The sequence below is a fragment of the Dyadobacter bucti genome (assembly GCF_005869225.1).
Taxonomy (GTDB): domain Bacteria; phylum Bacteroidota; class Bacteroidia; order Cytophagales; family Spirosomataceae; genus Dyadobacter; species Dyadobacter bucti.
In genome coordinates this window covers 76,723-97,481 of sequence record NZ_SWFP01000014.1, presented here as the reverse complement: position 1 = coordinate 97,481, position 20,759 = coordinate 76,723, and the positions used below count along the sequence as shown (strand labels likewise).

Below are 20,759 nucleotides of genomic sequence, written 5' to 3'. Positions count from 1 at the left end.
GGTAAAAAAATAAGGCCAGCAATTTGCCGACCTTATCGTGTTGACTTTAAATATCTTACAAAGCAAACTTGGTTTTAATAGCGTCTACAAAGTCAAGTTTCTCCCAGGTGAAAAGTTCAACCTCTACATTTTTCTCTTCACCGTTCGCACCTTTAAAAGACTTTGTAACGATTTCATTTTTGCGACCCATATGACCATACGCAGCAGTTTCCGAGTAAATCGGGTTTCTTAATTTAAGGCGCTGTTCTATCGCATACGGGCGGAGGTCAAATACTTCGCCGATCTTCGCTGCTATTTCACCATCGTTGGCTGCAACTTTGGAAGTACCATAGGTATTGACGTACAGTCCGCAAGGCTCAGCAACACCAATCGCGTAAGAAACCTGAACGAGTACTTCGTCGCAAAGTCCGGAAGCTACCATATTTTTGGCAATGTGGCGTGTGGCATAAGCCGCGGAACGGTCTACTTTGGAGGGGTCTTTCCCCGAGAAAGCACCGCCACCATGGGCACCTTTTCCGCCGTAAGTATCAACGATGATCTTACGTCCGGTGAGACCGGTATCTCCGTGAGGCCCGCCGATCACAAATTTCCCGGTGGGGTTGATATGAAAAGTAATGTCTTCGGTAAACAGTTGCTGTAATTCCGGAGTCAGCTTTGCCTTTACACGGGGAATAACGATGCTGATCACATCACTTTTGATTTTTGCCAGCATTGATTCTTCCGTATCAAAATCATCATGCTGGGTCGAAACTACAATAGTATCGATCCGGAGCGGAACATTTTCATCGCTGTATTCGATCGTCACTTGCGACTTCGCGTCCGGGCGAAGGTAAGAGATCAGGTCTGCCTCATTATTACGGATATAAGACATCTCCTGAAGGATCTTATGTGCAAGGTCGAGAGCAAGCGGCATATAATTCTCAGTCTCGCGGGTTGCGTAGCCGAACATCATTCCCTGATCGCCTGCACCCTGGGCGTTTGCCTTATCTTCAAAGCTCCCGGAAGTTACCGCGCGGTCAACACCCTGGTTGATGTCGGCGCTCTGGTCATGGATAGCAGACAAAATCCCGCAGGAGTTTGCTTCAAACATATACTCACTCTTCGTATAGCCTATCTTTCTGATTACCTCACGCGTTATTTTCTGTACATCCAGATAGGTGTTCGTCTTAACTTCTCCGGCTAAAACAACCTGTCCGGTAGTTACCAATGTTTCGCAGGCCACCTTACTGTCGGTATCCCAGGCTAAGAAATTGTCAATTAAAGCATCTGATATTTGATCGGCTACCTTGTCCGGATGTCCTTCAGATACGGATTCCGAGGTGAATAAGTATGGCATAAAGATGAAATTGTTAGTAATTATATTCCGTTTGGAATCGTGCTATCAGTGTGTGGATGAGATAACAAAATTGAATTTTTTTGAGATATTAACCAAATAATAAATTCAGAATTAGCGGAACCTGATTACGGGATTGATCTTAAAATTTCAGCGCAGATTTAAATAAAAACCCCGCCATTTGTTGTCTGGCAGGGTTTGGCAGGATATTTACATTTGATTTCAGATCGGAACATTAACATGCCGTTCTGCATGGTAACTCGAACGAACCAGAGGGCCTGATTCTACATATTTAAGTCCACGTCTCAATCCTTCTTCCCGGTAGTTGTCGAACATCTCAGGCGTGATCCATTCGATTACCTCGTGGTGCATTTTTGTCGGCTGCAGATATTGTCCCAAAGTAAGGATATCGAGGCCATTTTCGGCCAGGTCATCCATGGCTTTATGCACTTCGTCCTGGGTTTCTCCCAGCCCCAGCATAATACCGGATTTGGTCCGCTGACCGAAGTCTTTGGTTCTTTTGATCTGCTCCAGGCTTCTTGAATATTTGGCCTGTGGACGGACCGCACGATACAGACGTTCTACGGTTTCCATATTGTGGGAAACCACTTCCTGTCCTGCCTCGATCATGTGGATCAATGCATCCCAGTTGTTTTTGACATCCGGTATCAGCGTTTCGATGGTTGTTTCAGGAGTGTTTTCTTTCACCTGTCTGACCGTCTGGTACCAGATTTCAGCACCCCTGTCCTTTAATTCGTCTCTGTTGACAGACGTAATAACCGCGTGTTTCACCTGCATCAGCTTGATCGCCTCTGCTACGCGTCTTGGTTCATCGGTGTCATATTCATTGGGACGGCCGGTGGCTACTGCACAGAAGCTACAGCTCCTGGTGCAAACATTTCCCAAAATCATAAAAGTAGCTGTTCCTGCTCCCCAGCACTCGCCCATGTTCGGGCAGCTTCCGCTTTCGCAAATCGTATGGAGCTTATAATTATCAACCAGTTGCCTTACTTTACGGAATTCGGGGCCAGCTGGTAATTTTACACGAAGCCAATCGGGTCTTTTCTTGCGTTCCGATGGAATAACCGGTAATTCAATCATATTAATCTGTAATCTCTGACCGACCGGGCTAGTCACTTCCGGAACAATCAATTAAAAATAGTAACTATCTTTTCTTGCTGCCGAAATACAGCGTAATGTAGCCGGAAGTGTAAACGCTCCTGTTTTCGGCATAAGCCATAATCTGAATTTTTCGGGTAAAGGCCTCGGCGATAAAACCTATTTCTATACCGGTAACGTTATCACGGAAAGCACTGAGTTCGAAACTCATAGCTGTCTTAAGGTGTAGGCCCGGAACGACCTTAGTTTGCCCAAACCCCTGGAAAAAGCTTCCCGCTCCGATAACAACGCCGGAGTTTTGAGATCCGCCAGAGTGTGTCGCAGGATCAAAGGGTACAGTAGTTACGCGCCCGTCGGAATTCTGAACCTGCACCATATATGGCTTTTCGAGGCCGAGTGAGGGACCGGCTGCTAAAATCCCGCTGATCGAAATCCCCTCGTCTTCGTGCCTGTTAAACAACGTAATTTCCCTTCCGTATTCCGGCCTGACCGCAAAGAGGTAGTTTTGCTTTCCGATCACCAGACGTGCGCCGGTCACGAAATCCTGCTGCGAAAGTTCTTTCGGATGTTTTACATTCACCACTTCAACTGCCAGGTACCTGTATTGGTTTTTGCCAAATAATTTGGAAGAAAGTGCCGAAGACTGACGAAAAACCGCGCCTCCCAAAATCCCAGAATTTGTATTGGTTGTGACGCCTACTGAGGTAAATGATTTATAGCTCTCCTCGTTGTCCTCAGCCTTGGCCCTACGTTGAGCGTATACATCTGTTAATAGTGCGAACAGAATAGATACCGAAAGTAAAAGTTTTACACGCATCATATTACTAGTTATTCTCTGTGATGACTGAAAGTGTCGTATGGACAGTGAAAGTACGAAATAATAGCGTAAGCTGTTGTATCCCGACATCACATTAACGGTTTTTTGTACATTTATGTTCTTTAAAATAAAAAAGGGAAGAAAAAAGCCTGCCACGCCATTGCAAGTTTGAAAAATTGCGCGATTAATATTATTTGTTATCCACTGATCATCAATTCATTGTCTAAAAATACTTACCAAATAGCCATTCGGATTTTTGCCTTTTTAATGAAGGTTGGCGCTCTGTTTAACTACAAGATCAAGTCAGGGGTGGAAGGCCGGAAAGGGCTTCTTAAAAAGCTTGAAAATGATTTTTCCGCACATACAAACGGTCGGCCTGTTGCCTGGTTTCATGCAGCATCTCTGGGGGAATTTGAGCAGGGAAGGCCGGTGATGGAAGCTTTCCGGAGCCAATACCCGGATTATTTTATCATCCTGACGTTTTTTTCTCCGTCGGGTTATGAAATCCGGAAGAATTACAACGGGGCTGATTATGTCTGTTACCTTCCCATTGACACGTCATCAAATGCCAGGAGGTTTGTTCGCGCAATCAATCCCAGGATCGTGTTTTTTATTAAATATGAGTTCTGGTTCAATTACGTCAACGAGCTGATAGCCAGGGGAGTGGGCCTGCTGGCATTCTCTTCTATCTTTCGAACCGAGCAAGTTTTCTTTCAATCCTACGGTGCTTTTTTCAGAAGAATCCTGTCGATGTTTGATCATATTTTTGTGCAGAATAAAGCATCTGTTGAACTGCTTTGGCAGGTGAACATCACAAATTGCAGCGTCGCCGGGGACACCCGGTTCGACCGTGTCAGAACAATTGCAGCCAATGCACGCGAGCTTCCGGAAATTGAGGCTTTTTCCAATGGAAAACCATGCATTGTTGCCGGGTCGGTATGGGAAGCGGATATGCAGGTTTTGATACCGGTACTCAACCGCCTTACGGGTTCCATCAAGGCGATAATTGCACCTCATGAAATAAAAAAAGAGCAGATCGAGAGCTGGCGAAAAAGTCTTAAAGGACGAACTCTACGCTATTCAGAACTCACACCGGAAACAGAAATATCTTCGTTCGATTACCTGATTATCGATAACATCGGAATGTTGTACTCTCTGTACAAATATGGTGATATGGCTTACATAGGTGGTTCTTTTGGGGCAGGGCTTCATAATATTCTTGAAGCCGCCACATTTGGTCTGCCACTGATGTTCGGCAACAAAAGTTACCAGCGGTTTCAGGAAGCCGTGGACCTGGTCGAATATGGAGGAGCATTTCCGATTGCCGATGCCGCGCAAGCCGGGGAGCTCATCGGGCAGTGGGTCCGTGATCCTGCTGCCCGCCGGGAAATCGGTGAAACAAATGAAAATTACGTGCTGTCCGGCATTGGGGCCACCGACAGGATCATGGAGAAAGTGAAAGAAATATTGGGACAATAGCCATTTCGAATTGTCCCAATGTATAAGATATCAGGAGAATTCCTTTGCAATCAAGTATTCAAACAAGTGCGCCTGTGTCCCCAGCAACCTGGCTTTGGAGCCTAATTTGGAAATATGGATGGACAAGGAATTCTTAAAATCGGAAAGGCAGTACTTATTGATCGCCTGCTCGATAGGGTTTGAGATGAATGGTCCTGCTTCTGCAAGCAAACCACCTACAATGATCACTTCCGGATTGAAAAGGTGTACAGCCGTAGCCAGACCTTTGCCCAGTTCGGTGCCTACGGTACTCAGCAGATCTATCGAAAATTCGTCCCCTGCATGAACTGCCTCAATAATGTGGCTTGTATCGAGCAAATCAAGGTTTTTATCAACAATCTGCGAAAGAATGGTAGCCCTCCCACTGTTGATACCTTCTTTGGCCTGACGGATCAGTGCGATTGCGGAAGTAATGGTGTCAAGACAGCCCACTTTCCCACAGAGGCATAAAAGTCCGTCTGGCTTCACCTGAATATGACCAAGCTCCCCGGCAAAACCTGAGGCTCCGTGGAACACTTCTCCATTGATGATAATCCCCAGACCAACACCCCAGTCGATATTAATCGTCAGTACCTGGGATTTATCCATAGCCAGCCCAAACCTGTGCTCGCCGATTGTAGTCGCTTTGGTGTCATTGAAAAGGCAAACAGGAAGTTTGAAGTGCTTTCTCAGATGCGAAACCAGCGGAATGCCGGGCGGGGTGAGGTTGGGATAGGTAAGATTGATGCCTTGAGAAGAATTAATAAGGCCCGGCATGGAAACCCCTATTCCCCATAACTTGCTGTGACTGATGTTGTTGGAGCTAAGGAATTCGTCGGTAAGCGTGAAAAGCTGTTCCAGGAAATCAGTGGAATCATCGAGCCGGATATCTACTTTTCTTTTCAGGATCAGCTGGTTATGCAGGTCGAAAATGACCAGCTGGGTATCATGGCGGTTGATGTCCATGATCAGTGTCAGGTATTTTTTTGCTTTCAATCCATACAAAACGGGAGGTCTGCCAGCCCTTGCCGGCCCTGTACCTGTCTCGGTGATCCAGCCATCGCGCATAAGCTCGTTTACAATGCCTGTCGCAGACGGGATGCTGGCGTGAAACAATCTCGCCATTTTATTGATTGAAGTGTCACCGGATTGGTATAAATGAAGCAAAAGGTTACTCCTGATACGGTTTTTGCGAATATCAATAACCGAATTCGGTTCCTCTACAATTAAGTCCATTATGCGGAGTAAGTTTTTTAAGTGTTTAGATCTTTTTAATATTCTTTAAAATAATGGATACTAATGTATGTAAAAACAATTATAATGTGCTTTAATATTAAAAAATATTATTATTTGCATGAACACGCACATGTAGGTTAATGGTATTGGTCCTGGGAAAAGTAAAGTGTTCATTAATTGTTGCCCGAAGTCGTTTCCTGTCCTTAATATCCGGCGTTATTTTTCAGAAAATATAAACAGCATGCATACAAAAAACTACTTGGCTCTTTAACCTGATTTATTTGTCTCTTCAAATAATTTGAAAATGCTGTCCTAAAATCCCGGCTAAATTCGCTATTTGCAAAAAATATTGAGGTCGTATACATGGATTTGGTAAAAGGATTGGTATTGAGATCAACTGGCTCGTGGTATGATGTGCGGGACACCAGGGATGCCCATATCTGGCAATGCAGGCTGAAAGGCAAATTCAAAGCGTTGGGATTGAAAGTGACCAATCCGATAGCGGTAGGGGATTATGTTCAATTTGAAGTAGAGGACGAAACGCAGAATTTCGGGATTATACATGAAATACTGCCCCGCGAAAATTATGTTGTGAGGCAGTCGGTCCATAAAGCCGCCTTCGCGCACCTTATCGCAGCTAATGTTGATCAGGCGATCCTGATCGCCACTCTGGTATTTCCAAGGACCTCGCTGGGGTTCATAGACCGGTTTTTGGTAGCTATTGAGTCTTTCAGGATACCCGGTGTGCTGATTTTCAACAAACAGGACCTGCTGAACGACAATATGAAAGATTTTCAGTCTGAGCTCATGGAACTCTATACGAGCCTGGGTTACACCTGCCTGGCGACAACCGCCATCGGCGGAGGCGGGCTGGAAGAGTTTGCAGACTTGCTGAAAGGGAAAGTTTCGCTGCTGTCCGGGCACTCCGGTGTCGGGAAGTCCACCCTGGTAAATGCCATAGCCCCTGATCTGGATATCAAAACGCAGGAGGTTTCCACATTTGCAAATAAAGGCGTGCATACGACCACATTTGCAGAAATGTTCGAACTGGAAAAAGATACTTTTATCATTGACTCCCCCGGGATCAAGGAATTGGGGCTTTCGGATATGAAGCCGGAGGAAATCAGCCACTATTTTCCTGAAATGCGCGACCTGCTGAACCAGTGCCGTTTTAACAATTGCCAACATATCAATGAGCCGGGCTGTGCTGTGAAAGACGCAGTTTCCGAAGGAGGGATCGCGCTGAGCCGTTATGAAAGTTACCTTAGTATGGTAGGCGGAGGCGACAACCGGAAATGAACATTTAAACCTGACTGTATGGAAAATGTAGAGCATATCGGTATTGCCGTAAAAGAGCTGGCTGCCGCAGAGCGGCTGTTTTCAAAGCTTTTCGGTGAAGGGCCTTACAAACGCGAAGAAGTTGCTTCCGAGCATGTTTCTACGTCTTTCTTTAAGGTTAATCAAACGAAAATCGAGCTCCTGGAAGCCACGAGTCCTGATAGCGCCATTGCTCGGTTCATTGAAAAAAAAGGGGAGGGCTTTCACCATATCGCTTTTGAGGTAAAGGATATTGTGGAAGAGATGGAGCGGTTAAAAAATGAGGGCTTCACCTTGTTAAGCGAAGCCCCCAAACCCGGCGCAGATAATAAGCTGGTTTGTTTTTTACATCCCAGGACCACAAACGGAATCTTGATAGAATTATGTCAGGAGATCAAAACAGCGGATAAACACGGCCTAGAACGGTAGCCCGACCGCAATGTTGAGTATCAGGTTTTCCTTTCGCCAGGCCTTGCTGCCGAAGTTGATCTCGTTGAAAACCCATGGATTTTTATACTTCACTTGGCCCTCAGGAAGGTCTGTTTCTGGCAGTTGGGTATACCAGGGTTTCCGGAAAGGTGTCGCCAGGTCGAGCCGGAATATCAGATAGGAGAAATCCAGCCGTAGCCCGATCCCGCCACCTACTGCAACCTGTTTCAAAAAACCATTTCCAATCAACGCCCGGGTATCGTAGCCAGATCTGGTACTGTCGCCGAATGACCAGATATTTCCTGCATCCACAAACACCGCACCGTTGATGATATTGGTGAATTTCATGCGCAGTTCTGTGTTCAGTTCCAGCCTGATATCGGCAAAAGACTGATAACCCAGGAGTCGGATAGACGCGGTGTCGGGCGGGTAGGCACCTGGCCCCAGCGCCCGGGCCCGGAACGCTCTGATCCCATTGCTACCTCCGCCAAAATATTGTTTGAAAAGAGGTGTCTGCGTGTTGACAGAGTTGCCATAAGGTTTGATCGCGCCGACGATCAGTCTCGTCGCCCATTTTAGTCCGGGTGTTACGGTACGGTAATACCGTACGTCACCATCTACTTTTACGTATTGGAATATAGGTACGCCAAAAAATTCCTTGGGCAGGCTATCCACTTTATTTTTGGGAGAAAACAGGCTGAGCAGGTTACCGCCATAATCGATCCCGCCGGTAACTGCAAACTGATTTCTGCTGAAAGGTCTGGGTGTCGGCCGGTAGGAGATACTATAATTGGATCCAGCGATAAAATACTTGGTTTCCAGGATCCTGAGATACCTTTCTACATCCAGTGGATTGGTATTGGCACTGAAAATGATGTCGTCCACACGCTCCCAGTTTATTCTGCTAGGCGTGATATAGTTCAGCGAGATAGGTGTAAGCGTGTGCTCTACCTCCGAATTCTTCCGCCAGACATAAGAATAGTCTCCGCGGATAGACGTGGTGGTGAAAAATCCCGTCTGGACCCGGTTTTCATAAATAAGCGATACCACGGTTTTGGGCAGCGACTGGCTTTTTTCCGGTCTTACTTTATAAAAAGGAATGATAAAACGTGGAAAAGACAAGTCGGCACGCGCCCCGTAGCGAATGTATTCGTTTCCGATTTTGTTCGGATTCACTTCTCTGTTCCCGCCCAACTGCACGTCGAATCCGAAGTAAGCATTGATGGATAGCATCTCCGCACCTTTGAACATATTCCGGTTACGCCAGGTAACGTCGAGCTGGGAGCCGCCCAGGTTGTTTGACTTGGTACTGGCGCTGATTACCGTCTGGAGAGATTTCTTTTTAAGCGGAGCCAGGTCATAATAAACATTGAGCAAAGCCGAATCCGAGCGGGGAACCAGCTCGAAGCGGTTTTTGACAAATTTGAAATTCTGGAGGTTTACCAGCCTCGAGAGCGACACATCATGCATTGTATTGGTATACATATTGCCCCTGCGGAAACCGATCGCATCGTAAAATATCCTTCTCCTGTAAAGCTTGCCCGGATCGGTGATATTAATACCCCGGCGCACCGGCCCGCGGCTTACTACCGAGTCGGCGGAAAGGTTTTCTTCTGTTCCGGTGTTGACATATATGCCATTTATAAAATACTGTTTCAGAGAAGTCTGGGCAGTTTCTGGTTTTACTTCCAGATAAAGGTTCACCTGCTGAGGAGCAAGCGTCGAGTCTGCTTTCCCGATCGTCGAATCCACTTTCATGATCAGATAATCCGGATTGAAATAGTAGTACCCTTTGCCTTTCAGCTCCTTATCTATCCTTGATCTTTCAGACGAAATAACATCCAGCCGTACCGGATCGCCTTTTTTCAGATAAGTATCTTTTTTTGACAAAACCAGGTCCCTGTTGAAAAGAGAGCTGTCTCTCACCACGTAATTGACCTCATTGATCACGTACCGCGGCATCACATAAGCTTCATATTCCGAAACAGCAGTCCTGCGTTTCTTTTTTTTGCTCTCAACCAGCTTCCCTTTTACAGAGGAGCGGTAGTACCCTTCATTGTCAAGATACGAAACCATGTTAGCGGCATTGATATCGATGACGCGCTGTGTGGCAAATTTTGGAGGTTCACCCAGTTTCTTACGGAACCAGCTCCTAAGTCCACCCTCATCTTTGGGCTCGCCGATGAAATAGTAAAACCAGACTTTGTAAGGAAATCCAAACAGCGTTTTATTAGGTGCCGGTTTCACGATGCCTTCAAGCTGGGAGTCGAGGCCCGAAACATTGGGCCGCGTAATACTATCAGGATTTACTTTGACATTATTGCCAACATACAGGCTCTGGCCGGCCGGCACATATTTATTTACGGAGCAGCTGCTCAGCAATACACATATTACCAGTACGACTGATATACTATTTCTCATTCTTTTGCTTTTGAAAAATTTCACGGAACAAATCGTAATCTGCCGTAATAATAAAACTCACACCAGTTTCAATAATGAAGCCTTCCAATATGGATTGATATTGATTTTTGCGGTAAGCACGGAACAGGTAACGGCCGTCGGGTGTGATGGAATAATCCAGTGCGATATTATCGAATACTTCGGTCGAGTTCGCAGAATTAGACTGGCTTTCAAGCTCGAAATTCTTGCCAACCGATATTTTCAGACGGTTATTCAAGAATGCTTTGCTAAGCCCGAGATTAAGGTCGGTTCTGGCGCCGGTGGTCTGGTCGGCAGTTGAATTAAGGCCGATATCGAGATCAACACCTTTGATCAGGTCGGAGGCCAGGTTATTGAGCTGGTCACTGAGCAACTGGCTTACGCTTTGCCGGGCAACTGCTTCTGCACTGGAACCCAGGTTAAAGCCTGGTGACGACTGGTCAGTTATAAATTTATTGGTGATCAGCAAAGCGAAAGCCTGCTTGTTCATTTCGGAAGGATTATTGGTCATATCATTCCAGAATGTCTGTGCAACGATCTCTCTCCGCACTTCATCCGAAATTTCGCTTCCCGGCACAATATTGAACGTGATATTCGGCGTAGTCAGGTTTCCGGTAATGATGATCTGAACCTGGATAGGTACTTTACTGCTTCCCTGAAATTTGGAAGAAATAGATCCTGGATCCACCATTACGGGATAAGACGCAGTGATGTTCAGGTCAGCTTTCATCGGGTCGCCGGTCCAGATCAGGGTGCTTCCTTTTTGTATCTGGAATTGCCTTTTGAGGATTTCCAGTGTCAGATCATAAGAACCTTCGGTCAGGTCATAGGAGCCCAAAAGGAATAATTCGCCATTCGGGGCTATACCTGTGTTGAGCTGTGCGTTTCCTTTCAGTCTGATATTGTCACCATTGAGCTCGTCGATCACCACTTTAAATTCCGACTGGTCATTGACATCGATATCCAGTGAGATCTGTGATGCGAAATCCACCATGATGTTGGCATTTTCGAGGGAATCGGCCTTAGCGACCTGGGTGGAGTCACTCATATCGACAAACTCGATCACGCCTTTTGTAGCGTCACCGGCCTCCGTTGCATCGCTCGGCAAAACCACAGTAATATTACTGCCCGAATTCACCTTCACGCTACCGTCAATGATCGATTTGGTTCCCTGGCCTTTCACAGTCAGATTGGCGTCTATGGCCGCTTTGCCGAAGAAAAGCTCATTTTGTTTTTGTGTTGAATTAAGGACGTTGAAGTTTTTGGCGCCTATGGTAAGGTTATAGCCAACATTTGGAATGTTGGCGATGCTTACATTCCCGTTTATTTTCATTTGCTGGTTCAGCGAATCAGCGATCGTGAAATTGCTAAATGTGATGTTCTGGTCTTTGAACTGGATACTCTGGTTAGCCAGCGAATACCTCGAGCCTAGCTGGGATGCATTAAAAGCCACGTTGTCGAAATTGATCGCACCGTTCAAACGGGGGCTGTCGGTGGAACCGCTGATGGCCACATTTCCGGTGAGATTCCCCTCCGCACGTTTTAACTCCCCGAAACTGAATGCTTCGATGGTCTGGGCACTGAGCTTTTTCAGTTCCATTTTAAAATCCATCGGATCGTCAGCCTTAAGATTGTAACTTCCTCCGAGCCGGATATCGTTTTGCGCACTCACCAGGGACATTCCCACTCGGATCAGGTTTTCAGTTTCGTTGGTGGACACAAGCGATAAATTACCCACAGGGATCTGAGTCACCGCCAAGCTGTCAATAGTGAGTTTTCCGGTGTATACCGGGGCAACCATATAATTGCTCAGCAGGATTTTTCCATTCAATATTCCTGTCGCCAGCGTTGAATCCCGTGTTGCGATGGCGATCATAGGCCCGATAGAAATATTAGCCATCGCAATATCAAGCGGGCTGTTTGGTTCCGTTGTAGTGGAATTGATGGTCAGGGACTGGTTGCGTTCGCGGATCACAAAATCTTTGATATACAGGCTATCCGGAGCATAAGTTATATATCCCGCAGTATCAGTTTCCCACTCGTGATAGTCAAGAAGCAGGTTGTCGCGGAGGTTGAGGCGGTATTTGCTTCCCGCAATCGCAAGGTCGCCTTTTACCGCATGCCGTTGGTCAACATTCAGGGAATCTTTTACGATAAAATCAAATTTGACATCGTTATCGACAATTTTGCTATCCAGGGATGCATTCTGAATCCTGAAACCACCGGTATTAACCAACCCGACATTCGCAATCAGGGCTGCGTTTTCTTCCACGTTGCTGAAGTTTACCGAAACGCGTTCGGTACGGATGCTATCGTAATCCACCATCGGAATACTCAGGCGGGCTACAATGGAAGAGTCTTTTTGGTTATCGACATGGGCGTGAAACTGCACCGCGTTCATTTCTCTCAGTTGCGGTACCACTACCTGGAATACCGGGTGATTGGTGACTGTCGCGTCCAGTGTAAAGTTGACGGGTTTTGTAATGGTATTGTAAGTTAATCCCGGTGCTTTAAAATGTTTTCCGACCTCGGTAAAGAGCACGTCAGCGATTTCAGTGTATACAAAATTGCCTTCCATTTTTGCCTTCAGGAATGGCGATTCAATATTTGCCTGTTTTCCGCCGGCGGAATCGGTGAGCTGCACATTGATTTCCGAAATACTCACCGGTTTGCGGTGGTGTGTCAGTACAAGGTCGTTGATATTGAATGTCCCGAGCGGGTTTTCAGGATTCGTAGAAGGCATATCCACCTTAATGTCGCCTTTGACCTGCAGAGAATCAGCATATAAATTCAAGGCGGTGAGATCAAGCTGGTCTATGGATAGATCTGCTTTTACACTTGGATATTCTTTCGACAAGTCAGCTTCCGCTGTCAGGTCTACGTCAATATTTTTGTCATTCATGCTGGCCGCTACGTGTGCCAGTCCATTGTCGACATCACCTTTGAGCGTAAGGTTTTGATAGACATATCCCTTAAGGTCAGCACTTGCTATGGTACCGTCCAGGCTGGCTTTCATGGTTTTCGGAGCGTAGCCAATTCCGTCAATATCGGTTCTGAGCGTAAGCTTGCCCATTTCTTCAGGAGGCTGCTTCATCATTTTGCCAAGATCGAAATCCTGGAAGGCAAGTGTTCCGTTGTAGCGCGCTTTCAGGCTGTCTGTTATGTTTTTAAGTGTTCCTGAAAACGTCCCGGTTCCAAAAGACGTGTTGATCGTCGTGGTCAAAGTCACGTTTTCCATTGATCCCTTCACCCTTCCGGAGATCTTGATCTGGTCGGGGAGTTCTATCGACGCAGGCACCGCGCTGTCGGGCAGCATTTTCATCAGGTCCTGTTTGGTCGATGATATTTCGTTGATGGTCATATCAGCAGCCAGCTTGTTGGCATCGGGCAGTCCTTGTATTCTTCCGTCTACACTTAGTACCGTCCCATTCAGCATGCTGAACCGCGCTTTTGATATCAGCATATCGTCCACCGAACCAGTCACTTGTCCTGATCCTTTCACGATGCCATTGGGTTCTTTGTCGAATGGAGGGGTCTTGGCAAGGTCCGGAACCAATAACAGGATATCTGCGAAAGCGATGCGGCTATCGGTAAGTCTCAGCTTGATTTTAACTTTTGCAATGTCTTTTGTAAGCTCGTCCAGACTGTTATAGCGAAGGCTCAACTCGTCTCTGAGCAGGGTATTGGGAGTTTTTACAAATAAATTTCTTAAATAGGTTTCTTTTGCACCGTAAGCAAAATTGGTACTGAATTCTTCCAGCTTAAACCCGCTCTTTTCCTGAAAGGAACCTGATTTGAGCGCACCTGCAATATTCTCGTCAGAAAAAAGAAAATCCTGCAGATCGATATTGAGGTTTTTAACATTCAAATGTGCGTAGTCCAGCCCTTTTGGCTGGGCAGGTGCGTTGAAATCATCGTAACGCAGATCATTGTTGACGAGTTTGATATCGCCCACTTTTACGTTCCAGCCTGGCGTGGCAGGTTCCGAGGAAGCTGTATCTTTCGCGACCGGAGCTTTTGCCTTTTTTGCAAACTCAGCATACAGCGACATATCTTCCAGCGATAGGTTTTTAACGTCCACGCGCTGACTGCCCATAAAGATGTTGTTAATATGCCCTTCCAGTTTTCCGACAGTCACACCGTTTTTCAGTCCGGATGTTTCATCTTCAAAAAGCCATTTGAACTGCCTGATATCGATATCGCCCAATTTTAAGTCCAGCGAATCAGCCGGATCGGAGGGAGGGCTGGGAGCGTCGGCGGTGTTCAGCGCCTGGTACATCCGCAGTTTCACCTGGCTATTGAGCAGGGCAACTTTGGTGGGATGGTACTGGGAAATGGTCGGGTTAAATTTGTCAAAACGAACCAGAGCGGAATCAATGTTAGCATCGGCATCCGTTCCCACCACCGCATCCCTGTAAGATAACCTTATATTTTTAAGAGAAATCTGATCCAGCCGCATTTCAAGCGGTTTTGAGGTAGTATCGGTGACCGTAGTGGTATCGCTGCTTGCAAAAGCATCTACGATAAACTGGAAATTAAAAACCGTATCGGGAAGCGTTCTTTTGATATTTGCCGTCACGCCTTCCATTTCTACCTTATTGATCCCGATATTTCCCTTGATGAGGCTGTACATATCGAGGTCAACATATAACCGCTTTCCGGCAACGAGCGTATCGCCAGCCTGATCTTCGAAGTAAACACCTTCCAGCAGGATCCAGTCGGGCACATCAAAGCGTACTTTCTCGATATTTACCTTGGTCTTAAGTTTTTTCCTGAGATAACTGTTAGCTTGAGTTGTCAGAAAATTCTGCCCGAAAGGAGTTTGCAGGCCCCATATCAATACACCAACCAGAATCAATACCGTAAGAATAATGATGGCCAGTACCTTTAGTGCTTTCTTCATTCGTTGCTTTTAATCCTGCCCCCGGTCCGGGAAGAGGTGAGTTATTTGTTGCCGGCTATTTTTAAAAATCCGGATGGCCAAATCTTTTGAATTTCACCATCCGGAGAAAATAGATGTCCTGTGTCTTACAGGCTATCGTTTAAATAATTCCTGATTGACCTGACCGTTTATTGTAACCGCGGATTTCACAGTGACCGGTTTTTTGTCCACACTGTTGGTTTCTACAATTTTAGCCGGATATAGTATGCCATATGTTGATTTGGTATACTCAGACAGGTCTTTCACTGTTTCCACGCCATTGGCCGTTTCCTTCTGGCGAACCAGAAGTCCGGTTTTTGCATCAAAATACAAATTGTACTTCATGCCTTTTCCCTGCAGTTCGACATGGTTAACGCTTACTCCGTTCAAAGTTTCGGTGCCAACGGTAGTTGCTATGAAACCTCTGTTTTTATAATCAATAAATGGTGCTAAGACGTCATACATTTCAAAACGCATGCTTTGTTGCTCAGCCTGGCTCAGATCCTTCACATCGGCTCTTTGTCCCAGCGGAACTTTGATCCATCCTTCGTTACCCTTCACTGTATATACAAAACTGCGTTTCATGATAGTTTTTGATTTGTGGATCGACTTGTCCGGCAGTGAAACCGTAGTATTGGAAACGTATGGGGTTGCTGACGCAGCTGAAAAGCTACGGTTCAAGTTAAATGACTTTATGGAATCCCATAGTTTCTTACCGCCGGTTGCAGTGTAATAATTGGCGAAAATAGAATCTGCAGGTAGTTTTTGGGCAAACGACATAGCCGAAACCAGCAGCAGCCCGGCTAACATTTTCAATGATCTTTTCATTTCAATTTTTATTTATTGGTTGATAACTTGTTACCGCTTTTTCTTGGATCTGCGGATTAGATCCGGCATTTAGAGCGGTAATTCCGTTTGGGGTTTAATTAAGCAAAATAAATTGACTACTGCTATTCCCCTTGATGGCAAAAACCATTCCACACTTTTCGGATACGCCGTATTCCGAAAATCTGTTGGGATACCGGTAAACGTCAGGGAGCTTTTGAGATGGCTATACTATTCTGTAGCTAACAGGCTGTAAATGAAAAAGTAGGATAAACTGAATTATCCTACTTTTTAAAAATTTCGATAAAGACCGTGATCAGGCATCGTCGCCGCTGGCGGATATTTTACCAAACCGGTACTGAAAGGTGAGGTTGATCTGCCTGTTCGTTTGCTGCCAGAGCGAATTTTGAGAATAAGTTGCGGTATTCAAATGGCTCTTATAAGCTCTCGACAAAAATATGTCCTGTACATTGAAGGAAATTGTAGCCTTTTTTTCCAGCAAATCCTTTCTGATACCCATATTGGCGATAAAAACACCGTCACGGGTTCCCTGCGCAATGGCACGCGGACCCTCATAATTTAGATATGCAGAAGCGCGGAAGTCTGCCGGCAATGTAACAAATGCATTCACATTACCCGAGTAGCTCCACGTCCGGTTGTCAATCTGGGCAATTTGGGACACAACCTCCGACCTGAATACCCGTCCGCTGCCATTAATTTTCAGAATGTCACCGATCGATTGTGAGAAATCAGTTTCTAGTCCGTAAGCCATTTCCCGGCCTACGTTATCAAACTGCGTAAGGGAAACACCTGCTTCGTTAATTGTGCGTACCCGCGTAATCGCATTGTTTGAATAATCCATAAACAGGGAAGGTCCCCATCCGCCGGAGGTTTCATAATTGGAATACCCCATTTCTGCTTTGTGCGTAAATTCCGGGCGCAGGTTTGGGTTTCCGGACTGGATGTTTCTCGGATCAGAAACATCCGTGTAAGGATTCAGCCAGTCGGCTTCCGGGCGCTGTACCCGGCGGCTATAATTCAGTTTAAGCTGGGACGATTCCCCCAGTTTGCGCGTCAGGGCCAGTGACGGTACTATCGTGAGGAAATGTACCTTGAAATCCCTGTTGATACTGATCTGATTGATATTCTGGTTATAATCTGTCAAACGCATTCCGAAGCGCATTCCCCATAAGTCTGTTTTTTGGGAGAAAGTCATGAAGCCGGTGTAGGTGGCATCTTTGTACCCGAAGATATTGCTGATGTTAGGGTCAAAAACATAGTTCCCGAGTTCCCTGTCCAGATTATAGAATGAGTTGGTATTGTCATTGGTATTGAATCTGGATCTGATCCCTACTTCCAGGGTAGCTTTTTTGGTGATCGGCCAGGTATAGTCGGAGTTCAGGTAAAGCGATTTGCGGTTATTGTTCCTGAAATTTTGCTGGTGCCGCACGAGGCTGTCGATAACGCTTTCCTGGTCATAGTAAGATTCGCCGTCGGAGTTGCCAAGCGAATAATTGGCTGTGAAATTCAGCTGATGATCTTTGTCACTGAATTTTTTCCGGTAATCAAAATTAAAGTTCAGGTTGTTACCATCGCCGGTACTTCTTGAAATCCTGTCAAAACGCTCTGAAATCACACCGTTTGGCAAGCTGGTTTCATTCAGCATATTGCTTAAGTTACGGTTCCCGTAAAGCGAGTAGTTCATGCCGACCTCAACGGAGTTCTTATCATTGATATCGTAGTTCATCCCGATGCGGCCAAAAGCATTTTTACTTTTATTTTCACCTGTCCCTGACTGGTCGAGACGCGTGGTTGTTTCGGAGATGAAATTATCCCTGCTGAGCTCCCTCTTCCAGAACATATTCCTGGTTTGTCCGCTCAGGGAAGCATTCAAACCCACTTTTCCAACTCGGTAACTCAAATTTCCCGATGCGCTGTGGGAATTTCTGTTGCCCAGGCTGGCGCGGAGGCCACCATTTGTCCCGCGGATTTTCGTCTTTTTCGTGATGATATCGATCACACCCGAAGCACCTTCTCCCTCGTATTTGGCGGACGGGGTGGTCATTACATCTATGCGCTCGATCAGGTTGGCAGGAAAGGACTGAAGAATGGTGGGCAGATCGCTGCCGTAAAGGTTGGAAGGTTTGCCGTCGATCAACACTACGACGTTACCTTTTCCCCGTACTTGCGGGTTACCGTTTTCATCCAGCGATACAGCGGGCACTTTTTCGAGAAGATCGCTCACATTGTTACTGGTAGCAAGCATGTCCTTGCCGATATTCACTATTTTTTTGTCAATATCATCAACGATCATGGTTTTCTCCCCTTTCACAATCACCTCATTCAGCTTTTGAGCTTCGGGAAGGACCACGATGGCACCCAGATCCAGCAGATTGGCTTCTGTGGCAACATTGATATTGGGCACAAACTTCGTTTGATAACCCATATTGGTAACTCTGATGATATACTTCCCCGGTTTTACATCCGGTATGGCAAACACGCCATTTTCATCGGTAACGCCCCCGGTGGATAACGTAGAATCCCGTGAGACAAGCACTGCAACAGTGGCAAAACTCACACCAATGTTACCGGGTGATTCCACCACTTTGCCTACGAGCTTTCCTCCGTCTATATGAATTATTTTAAGATCGGCGGCCTGTGCTGTAAAGGCGGCAGGGACAGAAAAAAGAAAGGTAAGAAGTGTAAAATGTACGAATAGAGATAGAGTTGCAGCTCTTTTCACAGGGCAGGGGTTTTAGATTTTTGTTAGGAATTAAGCTTGATAAATAACCTGTTCGACACAGTTTATATAACAAAATCCTGTTGATAATAAACAATCAGCGACAAAGTTACCAAGAATATTTTTAACGTCCTTTTCTTTGAATTAATTACATAAAATTATAAAAAAATAAAGATTGGTAGTATTAAAAATGGCAGAGGTTTATATTTACTTTATATACCTGCTGAATCAATTGGTTATGGAGAAGAAGAGGGTTATTACGATTTATAAGGATCAAAACGGCCCATACAGGCAGTCGTTGCTTGATGGATTAAACGAGGGGCCGGAAAAGAGGTTTGTGAAGTTTTTTGAAGAAAAAGAAAAGTTTGACTATTTCATGGGAATAAAAAAAGTCCCTTTAAAAGAACGCACTATTATTTTTCGTGACCCTACATGGATTTAGAAGACTATGATTTCCTACAGTTTACAAGATGTGCCCAGGAACAAAACCTGGAATACATGGTTGTGGGAGGATTCGCACTGTATTTACATGGGCTGAACCGGGCTACCAACGACGTTGACATCTGGATTAATCCAACTCAGGCTAACGGTGAAAGGTTGATCAGTGTTTTTCGTTGTATGGAACTGGATGAGGTTGAGCTTATAAAACTTAGTCTTTTGGATTTCACAAAACCGCAGATTTTTGGTTTTGAGGGGACACTAGACATTATGACACAAGTACATCACAGATTTGATTTTTCAGAGCTTTTTAAACGATCAAGAAAGTTCAAGAATCCTCATGGGAGTGTGATCCATTTTTTGCATTTAAATGATCTTCGCGAACTTAAAATTCTGGCGAGAGGCCGCAAGACATTCGGGATGTGATCATGATTGATGATTTACTACAAGTGAGTAAAGATCAGAGGAATTTGGATGACTTGGAAAATGGAGGATCATAAAATCCTTTTTGCCTCAAAATAAAAACTCCCTGCCCCGCCCCGCTTCATTCTAAACCTTTTATTTTTGCAGGATGTATAAATTCCTGATTTCTCCGATCCTATTTCTGTTTGATGCCGAGCGGATTCATTATTTTGTTTGTGAAGTCCTGCACATTGCTTTCAAAATCCCATTCATTCCCCAGTTGCTGAGATCTTTATACACCTATGAACATCCCGATCTCGTACAGGAAGTGGCCGGCCTCCGGTTCAGAAATCCCATAGGCCTTGCTGCCGGTTTTGATAAAAACGCAGAAATGGTCGATCAGCTGGAAGCTTTGGGCTTCGGCTTTATAGAAATCGGGACGGTAACGCCACGGCCTCAGCCCGGCAACGACAAACCCCGGCTTTTTCGGTTGAAAAGTGATAAAGCGCTTATTAACAGGATGGGTTTCAATAACAAGGGAGCAACCGTTGCCGCTGCCAAACTTGCACACCGCAAATCCAAAATCCTGGTTGGCGGGAACATTGGCAAAAACAAAGACACCCCAAACGAAAATGCGCTTAGCGACTACCTGATCTGTTTTCGGGAATTGTTTGATGTTGTGGATTATTTCGTGGTCAATGTAAGTTCGCCCAACACGCCGGGACTGCGCGATTTGCAGGAAAAAGAGCCGCTCACCGCCCTTCTCCGCGAACTTCAGACAAAAAACAAGGAGCGATTCTCCCCCAAACCTATTTTCCTGAAGATAGCGCCGGATCTGACATTCAGCCAGTTGGACGATATCATTGATATTATACAGCAGACAGGCATTGCCGGAGTGATAGCCACCAACACGACCATTAGCCGAAAAGATCTGCGCACAAGTGCCTCAGAAATAGAGAAAATAGGTGCCGGAGGGTTGAGCGGGGCTCCCCTTGCACACCGGTCGACTGAAGTAATTCGTTACCTTTGCGATAAATCCAATCATGCGTTTCCGGTTATAGGTGTCGGAGGAATCTCTTCACCAGAGAGCGCTCTGGAGAAAAGAAAAGCAGGGGCAAGTCTTCTGCAGATTTATACAGGGTTCATTTATGAAGGGCCCGGCCTTGCCAGTAAATTGTGTAAAGCATTGGTGAGCAAATAATTAAATCAAGTCAAGATACACTCACGCATTCCCCGTATTGAATAA

14 protein-coding genes are annotated in these 20,759 nt (G+C 45.7%); 6 read left to right on the top strand and 8 right to left on the bottom strand.

What is annotated here, in order from left to right; translation table 11 throughout:
* Positions 1 to 55: 55 nt before the first annotated feature.
* From metK to FBF61_RS31195, 3 genes are all read right to left on the bottom strand, one after another.
* Entirely contained in the window at positions 56 to 1,336 is a 1,281-nt protein-coding gene (gene metK / locus FBF61_RS31205; protein ID WP_138484914.1) for a methionine adenosyltransferase, read from the bottom strand.
* A gap of 219 nt (positions 1,337 to 1,555) precedes the next feature.
* Positions 1,556 to 2,434, bottom strand: a complete 879-nt coding sequence (gene lipA, locus FBF61_RS31200; protein WP_138484913.1) for a lipoyl synthase — start codon at positions 2,432 to 2,434, stop codon at positions 1,556 to 1,558.
* A 64-nt stretch (positions 2,435 to 2,498) separates the two neighbouring features.
* On the bottom strand, positions 2,499 to 3,272 hold the full coding sequence (locus FBF61_RS31195) for a hypothetical protein (protein ID WP_138484912.1): 774 nt from the start codon (positions 3,270 to 3,272) through the stop codon (positions 2,499 to 2,501).
* Positions 3,273 to 3,536: 264 nt separating this feature from the next.
* Here FBF61_RS31195 and FBF61_RS31190 point away from each other — a divergent pair, with 264 nt between their 5' ends.
* Complete coding sequence (locus FBF61_RS31190) at positions 3,537 to 4,748, top strand: 3-deoxy-D-manno-octulosonic acid transferase (RefSeq protein WP_166444659.1); 1,212 nt, start codon at positions 3,537 to 3,539, stop codon at positions 4,746 to 4,748.
* 30 nt (positions 4,749 to 4,778) lie between these two features.
* Here FBF61_RS31190 and FBF61_RS31185 read toward each other — a convergent pair whose 3' ends face one another.
* Entirely contained in the window at positions 4,779 to 6,002 is a 1,224-nt protein-coding gene (locus FBF61_RS31185; RefSeq protein ID WP_138484910.1) for an ROK family transcriptional regulator, read from the bottom strand.
* 363 nt (positions 6,003 to 6,365) lie between these two features.
* Between FBF61_RS31185 and rsgA the strand changes: the two genes are divergently transcribed.
* Both rsgA and mce read left to right on the top strand, forming a co-directional pair.
* Positions 6,366 to 7,301, top strand: coding sequence for a ribosome small subunit-dependent GTPase A (gene rsgA, locus FBF61_RS31180; protein WP_138484909.1), 936 nt, complete (start codon positions 6,366 to 6,368; stop codon positions 7,299 to 7,301).
* An 18-nt stretch (positions 7,302 to 7,319) separates the two neighbouring features.
* Positions 7,320 to 7,748: a methylmalonyl-CoA epimerase gene (gene mce / locus FBF61_RS31175; protein WP_138484908.1), complete on the top strand. Its 429-nt coding sequence runs from the start codon at positions 7,320 to 7,322 to the stop codon at positions 7,746 to 7,748.
* Here mce and tamL read toward each other — a convergent pair.
* The 4 genes from tamL to FBF61_RS31155 all read right to left on the bottom strand — a co-directional run bounded on the left by tamL (position 7,737) and on the right by FBF61_RS31155 (position 18,676).
* A complete protein-coding gene (tamL, locus tag FBF61_RS31170; protein ID WP_138484907.1) occupies positions 7,737 to 10,169 on the bottom strand; it encodes a translocation and assembly module lipoprotein TamL in 2,433 nt (810 codons plus the stop codon). The genes mce and tamL overlap by 12 nt on opposite strands.
* On the bottom strand, positions 10,159 to 15,090 hold the full coding sequence (locus FBF61_RS31165) for a translocation/assembly module TamB domain-containing protein (RefSeq protein WP_138484906.1): 4,932 nt from the start codon (positions 15,088 to 15,090) through the stop codon (positions 10,159 to 10,161). The genes tamL and FBF61_RS31165 overlap by 11 nt, the downstream gene beginning before the upstream one ends.
* 132 nt (positions 15,091 to 15,222) lie before the next feature.
* Positions 15,223 to 15,936 carry a hypothetical protein gene (locus FBF61_RS31160; protein WP_138484905.1) on the bottom strand — a complete coding sequence of 238 codons (714 nt, stop codon included), beginning with the start codon at positions 15,934 to 15,936 and terminating at the stop codon, positions 15,223 to 15,225.
* Between the two features lie 313 nt (positions 15,937 to 16,249).
* Positions 16,250 to 18,676, bottom strand: a complete 2,427-nt coding sequence (locus tag FBF61_RS31155; RefSeq protein WP_229215313.1) for a TonB-dependent receptor — start codon at positions 18,674 to 18,676, stop codon at positions 16,250 to 16,252.
* 187 nt (positions 18,677 to 18,863) lie between these two features.
* Here FBF61_RS31155 and FBF61_RS31150 point away from each other — a divergent pair, with 187 nt between their 5' ends.
* The 3 genes from FBF61_RS31150 to FBF61_RS31140 all read left to right on the top strand — a co-directional run bounded on the left by FBF61_RS31150 (position 18,864) and on the right by FBF61_RS31140 (position 20,714).
* Positions 18,864 to 19,115, top strand: a complete 252-nt coding sequence (locus tag FBF61_RS31150) for a hypothetical protein (protein WP_138484904.1) — start codon at positions 18,864 to 18,866, stop codon at positions 19,113 to 19,115.
* Positions 19,106 to 19,537 carry a hypothetical protein gene (locus FBF61_RS31145; protein WP_229215312.1) on the top strand — a complete coding sequence of 144 codons (432 nt, stop codon included), beginning with the start codon at positions 19,106 to 19,108 and terminating at the stop codon, positions 19,535 to 19,537. Before FBF61_RS31150 ends, FBF61_RS31145 begins: the two co-directional genes overlap by 10 nt.
* 145 nt (positions 19,538 to 19,682) lie before the next feature.
* Positions 19,683 to 20,714, top strand: a complete 1,032-nt coding sequence (locus tag FBF61_RS31140) for a quinone-dependent dihydroorotate dehydrogenase (RefSeq protein WP_138484903.1) — start codon at positions 19,683 to 19,685, stop codon at positions 20,712 to 20,714.
* Positions 20,715 to 20,759 lie beyond the last annotated feature (45 nt).

Coding starts and splice junctions, on each gene's coding strand:
- mce (WP_138484908.1), top strand. CDS start 7,320: ATGGAAAATGTAGAGCATATCGGTATTGCCGTAAAAGAGCTGGCTGCC.
- rsgA (WP_138484909.1), top strand. CDS start 6,366: ATGGATTTGGTAAAAGGATTGGTATTGAGATCAACTGGCTCGTGGTAT.
- FBF61_RS31160 (WP_138484905.1), bottom strand. CDS start 15,936: ATGAAAAGATCATTGAAAATGTTAGCCGGGCTGCTGCTGGTTTCGGCT.
- FBF61_RS31185 (WP_138484910.1), bottom strand. CDS start 6,002: ATGGACTTAATTGTAGAGGAACCGAATTCGGTTATTGATATTCGCAAA.
- FBF61_RS31150 (WP_138484904.1), top strand. CDS start 18,864: ATGGCAGAGGTTTATATTTACTTTATATACCTGCTGAATCAATTGGTT.
- metK (WP_138484914.1), bottom strand. CDS start 1,336: ATGCCATACTTATTCACCTCGGAATCCGTATCTGAAGGACATCCGGAC.
- FBF61_RS31145 (WP_229215312.1), top strand. CDS start 19,106: ATGGATTTAGAAGACTATGATTTCCTACAGTTTACAAGATGTGCCCAG.
- FBF61_RS31165 (WP_138484906.1), bottom strand. CDS start 15,090: ATGAAGAAAGCACTAAAGGTACTGGCCATCATTATTCTTACGGTATTG.
- FBF61_RS31140 (WP_138484903.1), top strand. CDS start 19,683: ATGTATAAATTCCTGATTTCTCCGATCCTATTTCTGTTTGATGCCGAG.
- lipA (WP_138484913.1), bottom strand. CDS start 2,434: ATGATTGAATTACCGGTTATTCCATCGGAACGCAAGAAAAGACCCGAT.
- tamL (WP_138484907.1), bottom strand. CDS start 10,169: ATGAGAAATAGTATATCAGTCGTACTGGTAATATGTGTATTGCTGAGC.
- FBF61_RS31195 (WP_138484912.1), bottom strand. CDS start 3,272: ATGATGCGTGTAAAACTTTTACTTTCGGTATCTATTCTGTTCGCACTA.
- FBF61_RS31190 (WP_166444659.1), top strand. CDS start 3,537: ATGAAGGTTGGCGCTCTGTTTAACTACAAGATCAAGTCAGGGGTGGAA.